Source organism: Desulforhopalus sp. IMCC35007, assembly GCF_005116575.1.
Classification (GTDB): domain Bacteria; phylum Desulfobacterota; class Desulfobulbia; order Desulfobulbales; family Desulfocapsaceae; genus Desulforhopalus_A.
The window spans coordinates 140,213-156,123 of the sequence record NZ_SWCN01000002.1 but is presented as its reverse complement, the minus strand read 5'-3'; the positions used below and the strand labels follow the sequence as shown (position 1 = coordinate 156,123).

13 protein-coding genes are annotated in these 15,911 nt (G+C 46.7%); 11 read left to right on the top strand and 2 right to left on the bottom strand.

Features of this window, described 5'->3' with window-relative positions:
- Positions 1 to 376: 376 nt before the first annotated feature.
- The 8 genes from FCL48_RS02555 (at position 377) to FCL48_RS02520 (ending at position 9,203) form a co-directional block, all read left to right on the top strand.
- Positions 377 to 646: a hypothetical protein gene (locus FCL48_RS02555; protein ID WP_136870671.1), complete on the top strand. Its 270-nt coding sequence runs from the start codon at positions 377 to 379 to the stop codon at positions 644 to 646.
- A 229-nt stretch (positions 647 to 875) separates the two neighbouring features.
- A complete protein-coding gene (locus tag FCL48_RS02550) occupies positions 876 to 2,786 on the top strand; it encodes a proton-conducting transporter membrane subunit (RefSeq protein WP_240744721.1) in 1,911 nt (636 codons plus the stop codon).
- Between the two features lie 8 nt (positions 2,787 to 2,794).
- Positions 2,795 to 3,712, top strand: a complete 918-nt coding sequence (locus tag FCL48_RS02545) for a respiratory chain complex I subunit 1 family protein (RefSeq protein WP_136870669.1) — start codon at positions 2,795 to 2,797, stop codon at positions 3,710 to 3,712.
- The gene (locus FCL48_RS02540) at positions 3,709 to 4,362 is read left to right on the top strand and encodes a hydrogenase (RefSeq protein WP_136870668.1); all 654 of its coding nucleotides are present in this window, start codon (positions 3,709 to 3,711) and stop codon (positions 4,360 to 4,362) included. Before FCL48_RS02545 ends, FCL48_RS02540 begins: the two co-directional genes overlap by 4 nt.
- Before the next feature lie 4 nt (positions 4,363 to 4,366).
- The gene (locus FCL48_RS02535) at positions 4,367 to 5,794 is read left to right on the top strand and encodes a proton-conducting transporter membrane subunit (protein WP_136870667.1); all 1,428 of its coding nucleotides are present in this window, start codon (positions 4,367 to 4,369) and stop codon (positions 5,792 to 5,794) included.
- The gene (locus FCL48_RS02530) at positions 5,787 to 7,307 is read left to right on the top strand and encodes a hydrogenase (protein ID WP_136870666.1); all 1,521 of its coding nucleotides are present in this window, start codon (positions 5,787 to 5,789) and stop codon (positions 7,305 to 7,307) included. Before FCL48_RS02535 ends, FCL48_RS02530 begins: the two co-directional genes overlap by 8 nt.
- Before the next feature lie 63 nt (positions 7,308 to 7,370).
- A complete protein-coding gene (locus FCL48_RS02525; RefSeq protein ID WP_136870665.1) occupies positions 7,371 to 8,114 on the top strand; it encodes a hydrogenase in 744 nt (247 codons plus the stop codon).
- A gap of 246 nt (positions 8,115 to 8,360) precedes the next feature.
- A complete protein-coding gene (locus tag FCL48_RS02520; protein WP_136870664.1) occupies positions 8,361 to 9,203 on the top strand; it encodes an AAA family ATPase in 843 nt (280 codons plus the stop codon).
- 722 nt (positions 9,204 to 9,925) lie between these two features.
- On the opposite strand, the gene FCL48_RS02515 is transcribed toward FCL48_RS02520, so the two are convergent.
- Positions 9,926 to 11,049, bottom strand: a protein-coding gene (locus tag FCL48_RS02515) for an IS3 family transposase (protein WP_371418651.1) whose coding sequence is annotated in 2 segments (ribosomal slippage) — positions 9,926 to 10,767 and positions 10,767 to 11,049 — 1,125 coding nt in all. Because the reading frame shifts where the segments join, the coding sequence is not laid out codon by codon here.
- Positions 11,050 to 11,313: 264 nt separating this feature from the next.
- On the opposite strand from FCL48_RS02515, the gene FCL48_RS02510 reads away from it, so the two are divergent.
- Entirely contained in the window at positions 11,314 to 12,018 is a 705-nt protein-coding gene (locus FCL48_RS02510; protein WP_136870662.1) for a DUF6639 family protein, read from the top strand.
- Between the two features lie 281 nt (positions 12,019 to 12,299).
- On the opposite strand, the gene FCL48_RS02505 is transcribed toward FCL48_RS02510, so the two are convergent.
- A complete protein-coding gene (locus FCL48_RS02505) occupies positions 12,300 to 13,259 on the bottom strand; it encodes a succinylglutamate desuccinylase/aspartoacylase family protein (RefSeq protein WP_136870661.1) in 960 nt (319 codons plus the stop codon).
- Between the two features lie 397 nt (positions 13,260 to 13,656).
- Here FCL48_RS02505 and FCL48_RS02500 point away from each other — a divergent pair, with 397 nt between their 5' ends.
- Positions 13,657 to 14,937, top strand: a complete 1,281-nt coding sequence (locus tag FCL48_RS02500) for a CDP-alcohol phosphatidyltransferase family protein (protein WP_136870660.1) — start codon at positions 13,657 to 13,659, stop codon at positions 14,935 to 14,937.
- A complete protein-coding gene (locus FCL48_RS02495; protein ID WP_136870659.1) occupies positions 14,925 to 15,881 on the top strand; it encodes a homocysteine S-methyltransferase family protein in 957 nt (318 codons plus the stop codon). The genes FCL48_RS02500 and FCL48_RS02495 overlap by 13 nt, the downstream gene beginning before the upstream one ends.
- The last annotated feature ends 30 nt before the right edge of the window (positions 15,882 to 15,911 follow it).

Below are 15,911 nucleotides of genomic sequence, written 5' to 3'. Positions count from 1 at the left end.
ATCCCTTAAAAGTGCAGGCAAGCTGTGGCATTATTTCTGAGTAGCTCACAACTCTCCCAGGAAGTCACCCGTTTGTATACGGCTCTTTTATTCAACATCAGGATACCTGCTGTCTTCATGAAATATCAGGGCGAGAACATTCTGGTTTCTTCTCACCTGGGGCATTGTGCCCCGAACTGGTTCAATTTTATCCCTCTACTTTTATTTTTACCAAGAAATCAGCAGCCTGCCCCTTGTCTAACACTTGTTTTATGGGATTTATTTCATAGAAATCAAACTGTTAAAAGACACACAACAATAACAACCTGAAGTGGCACTCCTTTTGCTTAAATGAATACTGGTTCATTTAGACTCACATTTGCTGAAAGGGTGGAACATGAAAATTATGATAGGTGTTACCAGAGAACCTGAAAAAATCAAAGATTACCTCTGCGAACATCGTGGACTGCATGGAACCCTCATTGAGATAGGCCCTTTTGTATCTCGCATGGAAGCGTTCAACTGGCTGGTGTATCTCAAAAGCCGGATTGGAAGTTTTCAGGAAATCTACCCGGAAACCAAGGCAAACGGTCAATCACTCTGGTACGGATTCACCTTTGAACAACCAGCACAGGTTAAAGGCAAAAACGGCAAACGTGCTCTCTGAACTGTACCCCCCTCTCCTTAAAAAAAAATCCCATTATTACAATTTTGAATATTACGATGATTCATTCCCCGCACAAAATCTGGAGGCGCCATGACCAAAGTACGCTGAAACCACTGTGTCCAGCACCAACACAACATTCTCCCTAGCACTTACGAAACAAACGAAACCCGATAAACGAGGAATGATGGATACCTTTTTACTTTCACTAACTGTTTTATTCGCCGGTGGCATGTTTGCATTAATTGCCCACCGACAGTTCAGCCTGATGAAAGCTGGTTATATCGCTATCACTGTCGCTGGCAGTCTGATGGGCTTATCTGCAATCTGGCCCACACTTCAGGGTGGATCTCCAGTCTCTTTTTCCACGACCTGGCTGCACCTGTTTACCCTCTCTTTTACCGTAGACTCCCTTTCTGCCTTTTTCCTGCTCCCCATTTTTGCAATATGCCCGCTGGCTGTTTTGTATAGCTTCCATTACATGGAAAATAGCGAGCAGTGCGGCCGGGTCGCAGCGAACTATTTTTTTCTGAACGTACTTGTCGTCTCCATGGCACTGGTTGCAAGCGCCGACAACCTTATCGGCTTTGCTCTGGTCTGGGAACTGATGTCTCTTTCTTCTTTTTTCCTCGTCATGTACGAGTACCAGAAAGAAGCCACACGAAAAGCCGGCTACATTTACTTCATCTTCACCCATGTCGGGGCCCTGTGTATCTTCGCAGCCTTCGCCCTCGCCTATAGTTCAACGGGAAGCTACGATTTCGCCAGTTTTGCCGATATGCCGGCCAAGGTCAAGGCCATCGTCTTTTTTCTGGCCCTTGCAGGTTTTGGATCAAAAGCCGGTATTTTCCCAATGCACATGTGGTTGCCCCATGCCCACCCGGCCGCTCCAAGTCATATTTCCGCGGTTATGTCAGGGGTCATGATCAAGATGGGGATCTATGGTATTTTCAGGCTTTACGCAAGCCTTGGGGTCACCGATCTTATCTTTGGGGAAGTGGTGCTCTGCCTGGGGATTATTTCCGGAATCCTCGGTGTTGTCTATGCCATAGGCAACCAGGATCTGAAAAAACTACTGGCATACTCCAGTGTGGAAAACATCGGTATCATCCTCATTGGCATGGGTATCGGTATGATCGGCGTTGCTTCCGGAAACATGGTTATGGCAAGTTTTGCTTTTGCCGGTGCCCTTCTCCATGTACTCAATCATTCTATTTTTAAGACCCTGCTGTTTCTTGGAGCAGGTGCTGTACTGCACAAAACCGGCGGAAAACATCTCGATCTTCTGGGCGGTCTGATGAAGAAAATGCCCACCACCGGTAAAACCTTTTTAATAGGTTCCGTATCCATATCCGGCCTGCCCCCAACAAACGGCTATGTCGGAGAATTTCTTATCTACTACGGTGCCTTTCATGGCCTGACCCTTGGTGGTTCCTCCTTTCTCTTTGTTATGCTGGCCATCATCTCCCTGGCTATAATCGGAGGTCTTGCGGTTGCCTGTTTTTCAAAGGTCGTAGGAATGGTGTTTTTAGGAGAGCCCCGAACGGAAAAAGCAGCAACTGCAACCGAGGCAGGTTTTTCTGTAACGCTTCCAATGATCGTTCTCGCAGCAGCCAGTATTTTTATTGGCCTTTTCCCCGAGCCTTTTATCAATCTGGTCTTTCTCGGGCTCAATGGCATCAAGTCACTCCAGCTCGTTGGCCCTGAAGAAGTAGCAATTGTGGCCGGAAATTTAGCCTTTATAGCCCGGTTATTTCTTGCCATCTTTCTTCTTAGTGTGGCTCTCAGAAAGCTCTTTTACCTCAAAAAAGAAATCGTCCGGGGAGCAACCTGGGGCTGTGGCTTTACCCAGCCCACGGTAAAAATACAGTACACCGGCACCTCCTATGGCATGAGTATTGTTGACTTTTTCCGTCCCTTCGTTCGTATCAGAACCAGTTACTCTGGTATCACCAGGATCTTTCCTGGTCGTACCACCTATGAATCGCGGATAGATGATATAGCGGAGATAACCCTCATGGACCGGATTGTCAGTCCTCTGCTCTATCTCCTTGGCAAGCTGCGCTGGATACAGCATGGACATATCCAGCTCTATATCGGCTATATCATTGTGACAATCATTGCACTCCTGCTGTTTATTTGAGGTAAGATATGGAAACTTTTATACCACTGGCCATAGCGATACTGGCCGCCCCGCTTTTCCCCGGTATCATATTAAAAGTAAAAGCTTTTTTTGCCGGAAAAAACGGACCGCCGCTGCTCATTAAATACTACACCCTGATTAAACTGCTCAAAAAAGGTTCGGTGTACAGCAACAGCACCACCTTCGTATTCAAACTCGGCCCCATCGTCTCCTTTGCATCTGCATTTATTGTGCTGTTGTTTTTTCCATTTGCAGGTGGAAGTCCCCTATTTTCCTTTCACGGCGATGTCATTGCCCTCTTTTATCTCATGGGTATAGGACGCTTTTTCACAGTCGCTGCTGCCTTAGATACCGCCTCCCCCTTTGAGGGGATGGGAGCGGCCAGGGAGGTGTTCTTTTCAACGCTGGCGGAGGTCACCATCTTTACTGTGCTGGTTCTTTTTTACCGGCTGACAGGCTCGCTCAGCTTTGCCGAGTATTTTACCGGTGAAAATCCGATTTCTCTCCTTAGCGCCTCCGGCGCCTTACTGCTCTTTGTCATCGTGGCCCTCTTTATGGTCATGCTCACAGAAAACTCCCGTGTACCGGTTGATGACCCGGCAACACACCTGGAGCTCACCATGATCCATGAGGTTATGGTCCTTGATCACAGTGGCCCGGACCTTGCCCTTATCGAACTCGGATCCTTTTATAAATTGTTTTTTTACGCCGCCTTCATAACCCACATTCTCTATCCGTTCACAGCTGCCAGCAGCCTCGTCAACGGCTTGATTTTTTATGCATTACTCTCTCTTATCTATGTTGCCATAGGCATAACAGAATCGATTATGGCCAGATTTAAGATGGATCTGGTTCCCAAATTCATTCTCACTTCTTTTGCTCTGGTCTTTTTTGCTGCCATCTTAACCATGGGAGTTTTGCAATGATAAATATTTCTCAGTCAATTCTAGTTATTACACTGCTTTCGGTGCTGTTGTCCCTGGGCTCAACAAGGCTTACCTCACTGGTAAAGATCATGGCTCTTCAGGGTGTAATGGTGTCGCTTACCCCGCTGTTTTTAAAAGACCATGGCTCATTTGGAAGCGGAGCGATCATCTTCTTTCAGATCATGATTTTAATCAAAGGCTTACTTATCCCGGGTCTATTGTACATGGCGGTCAAACGAATTGCCATTAAACGTGATATAGAACCCTTTATAGGCTATCACGCCTCAATCCTCTCAGGCCTTGCCATAATTCTGGTCTCGGTTTTTATCACCAACAGCCTGCGCCTTACACTGCCGGCCGGGCACGACATCGTGCTGATCACCGCCATTACCACCATGGCCTCAGGCTTTTTCCTGATGATGGCAAGAAGCAAGGCAATTACCCAGGTCATCGGCTACCTGATGCTGGAAAACGGCATCTACCTGATCGGTACTGCCCTGACCAAGCACAGCCATACCCTCTATGTGGTTGAATTCGGGGTCCTGCTTGATCTCCTGGTAGGCGTTATGATTATGGGAATCATCCTGCACAATATCAACAGTGCCTTCGATGATGTCGATACCACTTTACTTGGACGTTTAAAGGATTGAGAATATGATCGAATTTATCTTTATGCTGCCACTTGCGACGGGACTCACAGCACTTGCACTCCCGGCCTCCCTTGGCAGAATCATGCTGCTCATTACAGCCCTGTTGCATTTCCAACTGACCATTATGAGCTGGATGGGCAAGCTTACCCCGGCCTTTGCAAAATATTTCAGCGCCTCCCCTGAAGGCTTGCTGATTTTGATGGTAACGTCTTTTATCTTTGTCTGTATTTCCCTGTATGCTTTTTCCTACATGGAAGAGACAGAAATGGAGAACAAGCCGGTCTTCATCTGTTGCATGCTGCTTTTCCTCGGCACTATGTCCATGGTGACCCTGTCTGACCATCCCATCGTACTGTGGATTGCCATTGAGGCGACAACACTTGTCAGTGCTCCCCTTATCTTTATCCATCGCTCCAAAGAAGCCCTTGAGGCAACCTGGAAATATGTACTTATCTGTTCGGTGGGAATTGCCCTTGCCCTGCTCGGCTGCTTTTTTATAACCATGGCCATGGAGCTTGGTAATATCAACGCACCCCTCACCTTCACTTCCCTGAACACGGTCGCCACTCAGCTTGACCCGCTCTGGCTGAAAGTCGGGTTTATCTTTGTGGTCATCGGCTTTGGTACCAAAATGGGTCTGGCACCAATGCATACCTGGCTGCCGGATGCCCACAGCCAGGCACCAAGCCCCGCCTCGGCCCTGCTCTCCGGCGCCCTGCTCAACTGTGCTTTTTTAGGAATCTATAAGACCCATGTGCTGATGAATGTTGCAGGTCTTGGCGAGTTTTCAGGCAATGTACTCATCGGCTTTGGCCTGCTTTCCATGCTGGTGGGAGCGATTTTTATCATCGGCCAGCCCGATTATAAGAGGATGCTCGCCTACTCCAGTATTAAAAACATGGGGATCATCGCCTTTGGTGTTGGAATTGGTGGCTTTGCTGTTTACGGTGCCTTTCTTCATATCATTCATCATTCACTGTTGAAATCCTCACTGTTTCTCTCAGCGGGCAACATCCTGCTTGGTTTTGGCACCAAACAGGTCCAGCGTATTGGCGGGATTATCGGCTTTATGCCAAAGACCTTCATTTCTCTGTTTGCAGGATTTATTGGTATTGTCGGCCTGCCTCCCTTTGGCATGTTCATCAGTGAGGTCGTCATTATTATCGGCGCTTTTCAGGAGCATCGCTATATCTGCATTGGTATTTTTCTCTTTGCCCTTACCCTGGTTGCAGCGGGGACGGGACGCATTTTCATGTCCATGTGCTACGGTGAAACCACGGAAAAATTCCAGGTAAAAGAAAAAACGCTGCGCCTTCTTCCACCCTATGCCCTGATCCTCGCCTCGGTTGGTCTCTGCATATGGATGCCCGACGTTGTGTACGAAACTATTCTTCATTCCATCAAAATGATTGGAGGAACAATTCATGGATAACCTCCTGAAAATACAAAACGGCATAGCTGTCAGCCGCGCATCTATTCCAGAGCTACCCTACGATCAATTTTTCACAACACTCTCGGAGTTTGTCAGAAATGACGGTTTCATCGTCCAGTTCTTTGCCTATAAAGATGAAAGCAGTCACAAACTGCTGGCGGTTCTCCGTAACAGTGAACTGTATGTGGTTGGTACAAAGGTTGGAAGCTCCTTCCAGTCCCTGACAAGAAATGTCAGTGAAAAGTTCCATATGTTCGAGCGAGAAATTGCAGAACAGTTCGGTATCAAGCCCGACGGTCACCCCTGGCTGAAAATGGTCCGTTATCACCAGAACTATTCAGGTCAGAGCGATGTATTCGGCAATGACTATTCCCATGAAATTCCCGGCAACTACCCCTATTTCAAGGTGGAAGGTGACGCCATCCACGAAGTGGCTGTCGGCCCGGTCCACGCAGGCATCATCGAACCCGGACATTTTCGTTTTCAATGTGCAGGCGAGGAAGTCCTCCATCTGGAAATTCAGTTAGGCTACCAGCATCGGGGTGTGGAAAAGATGTTGCCCACCGTCGCCCAGAAAAGGTATCCGATCATCTGCGAATCCATTGCAGGCGACACCTCCATCGGCCATAACCTTTGCATGTGTCAGGCGGTGGAGGCACTGGCAGGGCTTAGTGTCGACCGGGGGGCACGTATTGTCCGGACCATAGCCCTTGAGCTCGAACGAATCTGCAATCATATCGGTGATCTTGGCGCACTCAGCGGTGACGTTGCCTTTAACCCGCCTGCCGCCTATTTTGGCAGGATCAGAGGAGAATTTCTCAATTTATTACAGGTACTCAGCGGCAATCGTTTTGGTAAAGGTCTGGTTCGTCCGGGCGGAACAACCCATGTCATGGGTGAGGAACAGCGCCATCTTCTGCGTGAGAAACTGACCGAAATCACCCCTGAGATTGAACATGTCTGTGATCTGCTTTTCACCGCCCATACGGTTCAGGCCCGATTTGAATATACTGGAACTGTAGCCCATGAAAGGGCCAAAGACCTGGGTCTGGTCGGCTATGCCGGCAGGGCCTGTAACCTCCCCTACGACGCAAGAGTAAGCTTTCCCTGCGAATGCTATGGAGAACTTCCGGCCAATACAAACTTTGTTACCAATGGTGATGTAAACAGCCGGGCAACCGTCCGCCGTGAGGAAATCATGCACTCCCTGCAGCTGATCTGTTTACTGATTGAAAAACATGAACAACTGGAAAGCGCTGAGTCAGCCGTACATATGCAGGATCACGAGCTCATCCCTGATTCCTTTGTCGTAACTATCAATGAGGGATGGCGAGGTGAAATCTCCCACTGTCTCATCACTGATACCAAAGGGAAGGTTCAGCGATATAAGATAAAAGACCCTTCTTTTCATAACTGGACAGGTCTTGCCATGTCTCTTCGCAATCAGGAAATATCTGATTTTCCTCTCTGCAATAAGAGCTTTAATCTCTCGTATTGTGGCTTTGACCTGTAGCACTGATCAGTGTTCTCATGAAAAATCAGTCTGACGACAAAGAAAAATAAACAAGGTTTGATTATGCTGAAAATAATTAAGAATAAAATGGAGCAGGGGTGTAAAACCTCCACATACCCCAAAGAGCCGATTGCGCTGTATCACAGATACCGGGGGATGCCCATAATCAATCAGGATTGCAACAATGACATTGTCAAACAATGTGCTGCAATCTGTCCTCAGGATGCCATAGATACCGCTGATAAAACCATTGACCTTGGGCGATGCAGTTTCTGTGGTCAGTGTGAAACCATAGGCGATGGTGCCTTTGTCCACTTTAGTGAGGATTTTGGCATTGGTGCTGCCACTCGATCTGATCTTATCACCGGCGGAACTCTTCCGGCCCTTGCAGACCACTCCAAACAGCATTTTAAAAAGCTCTTTGGCAGGTCACTGCAACTTCGTCAGGTGTCTGCCGGCGGCTGCAACTCCTGCGAGGCGGATACCAACGTTTTAACCACCCCGTTTTTCGATCTCGCCCGTTTTGGCATTGATTTTGTCGCATCACCACGACATGCCGATGGAATTCATGTTACGGGGCCCATCTCTAAAAATATGCGGCAGGCGCTGATGGACACCTACAACGCCGTCCCATCACCAAAGGTTGTTATTGCCAGTGGCTGCTGTTCCATCTCCGGAGGCCCCTTTCACGGCAGTGATGAGGTGGTGGGTGACCTGGGGAGCCTGCTGCCTGTGGATCTTTACATTCCAGGCTGTCCTCCACACCCCTTAACAACACTGCACGCTCTGCTTCAATATTTTAAGTGAAAGGTATCGTTTCCATGTAAAATATAATACGAACCCCGATGAATACCCTGGAGTGATCTCCTGGGTATTCATCGGTTCACACTACTCTCCGCATTTCTGGTAGTTTATCACAGAATTCCTTGAGTATGGCTCTAACTAGGTATATATTTGCCCCAGGCGAATATTTAAAGATTTTTGATAGGAACGTAACTATTCTACTCATAGTGTTATCTTTCTTTCAAATGACTCAAAATAAGGGAGTACATAATGGCTATTGTTACGATATCACGAGGCTCTTACAGCCGGGGCAAAGAGGTTGCGGAGGCTCTCGCAGAGAAACTTGGTTACCAATGCGTATCCAGAGATATTCTGCTGGAGGCATGTGACGAATTCTCCATTCCAGAATTCCGTCTCATCAAGGCCCTTCATGACGCACCGTCTGTCCTGGATCGCTTTAGCCATGGTCGGGAACGCTACATGAGTTACTTCAGAGCAGCTTTTCTCAATCATATGGTAAGGGACAATATTGTTTACCATGGGCTTTCCGGTCATTTTCTTCTCCAGGGTATCCAGCATGTCTTGAAAGTGAGAATTATCGCCAACATGGAAGACCGGATCAAAGAGGAGATGAAACGCGAAAATTCTTCCGAAGAAGAGGCACGTTACCTGCTCAAAAAAGATGATGATGAAAGGCGCAAGTGGGGTCTGAGTCTCTATGGTAAAGATACCTGGAATTGCAGTCTTTACGACCTTGTTTTAAATATCGATATCTTGAAAGTGGGAAAGGTTGTTGATATTCTCCAGGACGTTGTAAAAAGCGGTCTGTATGACGCAACCCCGGAATCATCTGAAATCCTTAAAAAACAAGCACTCCTTGCCAGTATCCATGCAATGATTGTCAATGATTCTCCCCGTGCAACTGTGAGTCTCAATGACGGAGTGGCAACACTCGGTAACCTGGAAGGCCGAATGCAAAATGACAAGGATGTCCGTGAAAAAACAGCCAAACGAATCATCGATAATTACCATTTGAAAGACGTGATTTTTGCTAAGGCAACAACACCGAAAAGAGACCACATCAATCCGTTCTACAATCTCGATTACAAATAGATGGTTGGAATCTTTTAAGCCTGAGCAAATACAGCCAGTGCAACAATGTAGATCATACTGAGCAAGGGCTTTGAAATGGTTCGAGAGAGCAAAAGGGGTGATCGTAAGATCCACCCCTTTTTGCTTTCCATTGCCGTAGATGACTCAATGGCCAAAGAGTCTTGAGATTTATAATGTTGCAAAGGAGCAGGAAGGAAGTGTTGAGGAACCTGCAAGAAGCCTAACACTCTACATAAAGTGACCAGCAAAGATAATCCGGAAACATCTCCGACAGGCCGCAAGTAAAAACATGTTAGGAATTTATCTCTCCGGAACCAGAGAATTACAGGAATAGTATAAACTTCGATATTTGCTTAAATTGTTAACGTTGCCCATGTGAATCTCTTAACTACGGCTACCCCCATTCTTAAACCACTGGCTGATAGATTTAAGGTGGAATCTGCAGTTCCTTTTTATAACGACTGTTAAGTCAGTTCTCCATTTTTTTATACCATCTTCTTTATACAAACAAAGAGCCATGTTACTGTTGTTCTGCTCACTCGGAGGATAGGGCAACGCTGAGGAGCGACCCGAGCACCGTAGTGAGTGACTTGAGAATGGGAGGCTGGGTGTGGAAACATACTCGGCCTTTCTTCTTTACGCTTCCCCATTCTTGAGTCCTTAATGCGTTAAACCAACTTTCGGCAAGCGAAGCGAGTCGGAAGCCTTGTTCCCCCCTCTCTTCAATGCGTAGTCTGTTTTGAAAATACCTCAAATGGTGTCTGCTTGTTCAACGAGGAATGTTTCCTTTCCTTGTTGTAATAATCAAAATACCGGCTAAGTCCTTGATACAATGTATGTCCATCGGAATAAGCTTTAGGATAAATATCTTCGTATTTTACAGTCCACCATAATCGTTCAATGAAAACGTTGTCTAGAGCTCGGCCACGACCATCCATGCTAATGGCAATGTTCTTATCAAGCAACACCTCTGTAAAAGCCTCAGAAGTGAACTGTGCCCCCTGATCGGTGTTGAATATTGTTGGTTTGCCCTGTGTCAATGCTTGCTCTAAGGCGGCTACACAGAAAAGGCTTTCCATGGTATTGGAAAGCTCCCAAGCAAGAACGTAGCGACTATACCAATCAATCACCGCCGCGAGGTACATGAACCCGCGTCGCATTGGGATGTAGGTGATATCCATACTCCACACCTGGTCCACCGCTGCAACATCCATATTACGCAGTAGGTATGGATAAATTTTATGTCCCGGTGCTGGTTTGCTTGTGTGAGGTCCTGGTGTTATGGCCTGAAGCCCCATAACTCGCATTAAGCGAGCCACCCGTTTATGATTAATCCAATACCCCTGATCTCGCAACCAATCAGTCATTCGCGGGTAACCAAACTCCGGATGCAGCAAATATTGTTCGTCGATCAGCCGCATCAACATGAGATTTTCCGCTGTTTCAATAGCAGGTGTATAGTAAACACAAGATCTTGATACGCCTGCCAAACTACATTGTCTTCTGATGGAATATTCAGGACTCACCTCCACCCAATTTTTTCGGGTTGATAGTGGCAGGCTCATAGCTTTTTTTCAAGCCATTTAATATCCATCTTCAGTCGTCCAATCTCCTCATAAAGTGGAGCTGTGAGTTCATCTTCTGTTTTTGACTTACTTGCCTTTCCACTAGAAAAGAGCTGTTCTGCGTTCATCTGCAGTTGCCTTTTCCAGGTGGAAATTTGGTTGGGATGAATCTTATGTTCTGCTGCTAGCTCAGAGAGTGTCTTGATTCCTTTTAAGGCTTCAATTGCGATCTTGGCTTTAAACTTATCCGAATGTGCTCTTCTTTTTCCTTTCATTTGCATCCTCTTTTAATACCAGTTTGGGAATGCAAATTCCACTTAAGAGGGTGGTCCTAATATTGGGGTTAAGCGCAAACTTCCGGGGAAAGTGTTTCCGGAAACTAGCAGTGGTAACCAGAAATTATTTCACTCAATATCATAACATTATAAAGATGCTTACGTTACATATTATAAACAAGTTACCACGGGGTGAAAAGAAACCCTGCTAAGGATGTTCAGAATGACCTAATCCCTCCTCTTCCCCCTAAAATCTAAGGAGAAAGCAGGATGACAAAAATACCATTTATCAGCTTCATGTTAGTCTTGTGGTGTGTTTTGGTCGTTATTCTCTGGTATGGGAGTGCCTTTGCAGAACCGGTAAAATGTGCCAATGGAAATGTTACTGTATACGCAGCAAAAAAGTGTGACATAGCTCATGCTTGCTTGGCGATTGATAAAACGTATGCGTTTCTTAGAACAGCTGGACTTAATAAACCTGTTTCAATAGATCTACACATTGTTAGCAAATTGATGGGACATGCTGATCCTGAAGTGTGTCTTGGTCACTACAATACGAGAACAAGAAAAACTCACATCCTCTCTTATGGTGCATGCAAATGTCGATTTATAAAAAACAGCTTCTGGGGGCTAACTTTCAACAGAGAGCTACACAATAGTTTTATTATCCATGAAGTTGCTCATGCTATTGCAGAAGCTCATTTTGAGCTAGAAACTCAAGGTCTCGCAGCGGGGGAGTATATCGCTTATACCACGCAGATCGCCTTAATGAGTGATCGTTTACGTGAAGATTTATTAACCAAAATAAGTAACGGAGGGTTTGAAAATCATCAGGAAATAACAAGTACCTTCCATGACTTATCGCCCTCTACTTTTGCTGTGAAAGCTTATCGCCACTTTCGCCGTAAAGAGAATGGTTCAATGTTTTATCAAAAACTTATCCACGGGGAAGTAATTTTAAACGGAGAAGAGTAAAACTAAAACTTCCTATTGATTAGGTAATTTGGGCACTTTTTCATTGAACTTAATAATGCCAGGTCGAAGGTAAACAGGTTTGACTTTCCTTCAAGCTTAAGGTGTTTCCTGTTTATTGTGTGATCATGCCCCGTAAACTTACCCAAAATGGAGCAGGTTGTAGTCAAAGATGCTTCCAGAAAATCAACAACATCAGTTACCCCATTTCAGGAAAGGATTTCAGAAATAAAAATAAGCTGGAGTAAAAACGATTGCTGACGAGGAGGTAGGCGGGGAGACAGTCAGGATCTCTGCTCCATTGCGACACGAAAAAGAGCAAAACCCACTTCCACCTGTTGACTATGGGCCCTGCCTAAAACCGTGCAGTCAAAAGGTGCCCGCACCAGGTGGATCTCACTGGAAAAGGGGTCAAATATCTCAGCCAGCACTGTCCCCTCGACAACCACTGTACCCAACTCAACACGATTGGCCAGAATGCCTGTAAACTCTGCTCTGATCCAGCCTCCGCCAAGATAGACGTGCTGGGAATCCGGTGTAAAACCTTTCTCTCCGATCATACCATACGATTTCAGCAGAGAAAGAAGTCCCTCCACACCGGTACAGACCTTGTCATACTCTATACCATGGGAACCCCCCACCTCCATAGTAAGAGCTGCGATACCGGCATCCGTTGCAGCCCGGCGCAGGGTGCCTGGAGCAGCACAACTTTGCATGACACCCAAATTACCAAATCCTGCAGACAGCTGTGCAACATCTTTACAGGAGAGATCAGCTCGAAGCTGCACCATATTTTCCCGTAGACTCGAGCCCGTATGGATATCAACAAGGCCGTCACAATGGACAATAATTCCTTTAAAGATCCCGTGGGCTACCCGGTGTGCATAACTCTCCAGGGAGTCTCCCGGAAAACATCGGTTCAAATCGATATGACCGGAGATATAACGGTTATGCAAAATAAAACCATCCAGATTGACAACAGGTATACCGACCACGGCACCGGCAAGCTTTGCAGGGTCAAGGCCGTCGACTATCTTTCTGATGATGGCAATCCCATTCAGCTCGTCTCCATGGATTGCCGCGGTAAGACAGAGCACCGGCCCCGGCTGGATACCGTTGACCAGATGAACCACCATGGATGCTGGTGCCTTGCCCTCTACATGGGGGTAGAGCCATTCGATATTCTGACGCGTTCCAGGTGGTACACAATAATCGAGAATTTTGAGATCTCGGCCGTCTGTCACAGATAAACATGCGCCTTTGGGTGCACTTCTTCTCTCCAAACCACTCTGTATTAACTCTGTATTGCCTTTTTCACTCAATTTGAGCCACTCCACCAAAAATAATCGATGCACCGGGTAAATGTATATAAATACCCTTAGCACATCCTCTTACATTTATACTGCATATATTCACATTTTATTGAGATTTTCCACGACGGAATAACTTGTAAAACCGATTACTGCAGGCAACTCAGGTAAAAATCGACAGTAAACTCTTTTAACAGTTGCCACCACAATCTTCCTGTAAAAATAGACTATTCAGGAGTAAGATGGTAAAGAACCATGTTGGAAAATGACCCGTTGTTATACAAAGCAAATGAATTCTTCCTTTCAGGAAACAGATATATAGAGAGAAAACATGGAACGATTTCTGGTGATCATAGCTTCTGCTGCCGTAGGAACCGGCTTTTACTACTGGATGGCTCAGATGGTAAAAAAGCAATCTATGCGGGATTATATCTTCTCCCATCAATGGCTCCTGCATCCAAACGCAATCTGCTACTGGCGGGCTGCCATGGCCATCGTTGGTTTTTTCCTCTATTTTTATTTCGGCTATCAGAGTATTGGAATCCTTATATTCACCGTTGCCGCCATCCTTGACGGGGTCGACGGCATTGTTGCCAGAAGCTGTGATCTCGTCACCCGGTGGGGAGAATGGCTTGACCCTTTTTGTGATAAACTCACCTACCTGCCACCGATGCTCGGCTTTGCCTATGCTGGTATCCTGAGCCCTAAGCTGGTCTGGATACTTATTTCCATCGAACTCGTCGGCCAGTTTTTTGCCCGGCATATCCTAAAACTGCTCAAAACTTCAGGGGCTGCCAACAATTTTGGCAAAATTAAAGCCATCATCTGCTTCGGCCTTGTTATTTTCTGCGCTCTGATAGAAAAAAACCCTTTTATTGTCGACATCGGGGATGAGGTGCTCATCGCCTGCATCATCCTTTCTGCAGCCTCACTCTTTTTTAAGTTTATTCCCAATAAACTCTATGCCGACATCCTCTCGACCTTAAATTTTTTCTGTGGGATTACAAGTCTTTACTTTACTTATCAGTGCTCTTTTGTCTGGGCCATTCTTGTCATTATCCTCGGCCAGCTTTTTGATCTTTTTGACGGCAGAATGGCCGTAAAACATGGGGGGACCAAGTATGGTCCATATCTCGATGACATTGCTGATTTTGTAAGCTTTGGACTGGCGCCCGCCTATATCATTTACCAGTCTGAAGGCATGTTCGGACTCATTTTCGGACTCATCTTCGTGGCCGGAGTCGCCTACAGACTTATCCGCTTTGTCACTGTGGATAAAAAGAAAAAGGACCTTCCTGAAGGCATCTTCAATGGGCTGCCCAGCCCTGCCGGAGCTTTAATCGTCCTCGGTGCTGCCCTGGTAGTACCACCAGATAATCTCTGGCTTATGGCCTTGCTTTCGGTCTTCCTTATGGTAAGCAATATCCGCTTTGCCCATCTTGGCCGGGTCGTCCTTAAACATCTGCCCAAGCCCCTGTTTTTTCTGATGAGTGCCACAATTATTGTCTGCATCGCTTTCATCCTCAAGACAAAAAGTGTACAGCTCTTTGGCTGTCTGATACTCTCTTCTGTTGTCGTTTATATGATAGCTGGACGGAAATGGCTGAAATAGGAGGAACCATGCTCTCTCAACTCGAAGAAAAACCTGTTCTGCTCCTTGATGGTGGCATGGGACGTGAATTGCACTTTCGCGGGGTAGAGGTTCCGGAGACGATCTGGTCAGCCGCCTCACTCCTCAGTGCCCCTGAGGTCGTACAACAGATTCACCAGGACTTTATAGAGGCTGGTGCCGATATCATCACCACAAATACCTACGGTGTTATCGCCTCCGATCTTACTCGAGTCGGCCTGGGAAAAAGATTTAAAGAACTCAATGAGCTTGCCTGCACCCTTGCAGCTCATGCAATTAAAAGTACAGGAAAAAAAGTGGCTATCGCAGGCTCTCTCCCCCCACTAAGGGGAAGTTACCGTCCAGATCTTGTCGGTCCTCTGGATGAAATAGAAGTCCTCTATGATGAACAGGCAGCAATCCTTACCCCCCATGTTGATCTCCTGATCTGTGAAACCATGTCAAGCGGCAGGGAGGCTCTTGCTGCTGCAAGAGCCGCATGTAAAACAGGAAAACCGGTATGGATAGCCTGGGCCCTCAGTGAAGACAGGCCAGCAACCCTGCGCAGCGGTGAAACCATAGAAGACGCCATACAGCTCGTTGCCGATCTCCCTGTTTCAGGATATCTTGGAGGATGCAGTGCGCCCGAATCTATCACCAGCCTCATACCTCGATTAGCCAGCACAGGAAAAAGATGGTTTGGCGGATACGCCAACACCTTTACCTCCATCCCAAAAGACTGGGAACTCAACGGGAACAAAGAATCAGACGGTCTCCTGAGATATAGAGACGATCTCACCCCGTTACAATATGGCAGACATGCAGCAGACTGGCTCGAAAAAGGGGCAACGGTTGTTGGAGGCTGCTGCGGCACAAGGCCCGCACATATTGCTGAAATACGCCGCCTGATTGATGCCTCCGGGCTTACAGGCTATCTCAACCCGTAAAATACCCATACTACCCCTGTACATTACAGC

Coding starts and splice junctions, on each gene's coding strand:
- FCL48_RS02495 (WP_136870659.1), top strand. CDS start 14,925: ATGGCTGAAATAGGAGGAACCATGCTCTCTCAACTCGAAGAAAAACCT.
- FCL48_RS02550 (WP_240744721.1), top strand. CDS start 876: ATGTTTGCATTAATTGCCCACCGACAGTTCAGCCTGATGAAAGCTGGT.
- FCL48_RS02535 (WP_136870667.1), top strand. CDS start 4,367: ATGATCGAATTTATCTTTATGCTGCCACTTGCGACGGGACTCACAGCA.
- FCL48_RS02530 (WP_136870666.1), top strand. CDS start 5,787: ATGGATAACCTCCTGAAAATACAAAACGGCATAGCTGTCAGCCGCGCA.
- FCL48_RS02555 (WP_136870671.1), top strand. CDS start 377: ATGAAAATTATGATAGGTGTTACCAGAGAACCTGAAAAAATCAAAGAT.
- FCL48_RS02520 (WP_136870664.1), top strand. CDS start 8,361: ATGGCTATTGTTACGATATCACGAGGCTCTTACAGCCGGGGCAAAGAG.
- FCL48_RS02510 (WP_136870662.1), top strand. CDS start 11,314: ATGACAAAAATACCATTTATCAGCTTCATGTTAGTCTTGTGGTGTGTT.
- FCL48_RS02540 (WP_136870668.1), top strand. CDS start 3,709: ATGATAAATATTTCTCAGTCAATTCTAGTTATTACACTGCTTTCGGTG.
- FCL48_RS02545 (WP_136870669.1), top strand. CDS start 2,795: ATGGAAACTTTTATACCACTGGCCATAGCGATACTGGCCGCCCCGCTT.
- FCL48_RS02525 (WP_136870665.1), top strand. CDS start 7,371: ATGCTGAAAATAATTAAGAATAAAATGGAGCAGGGGTGTAAAACCTCC.
- FCL48_RS02500 (WP_136870660.1), top strand. CDS start 13,657: ATGGAACGATTTCTGGTGATCATAGCTTCTGCTGCCGTAGGAACCGGC.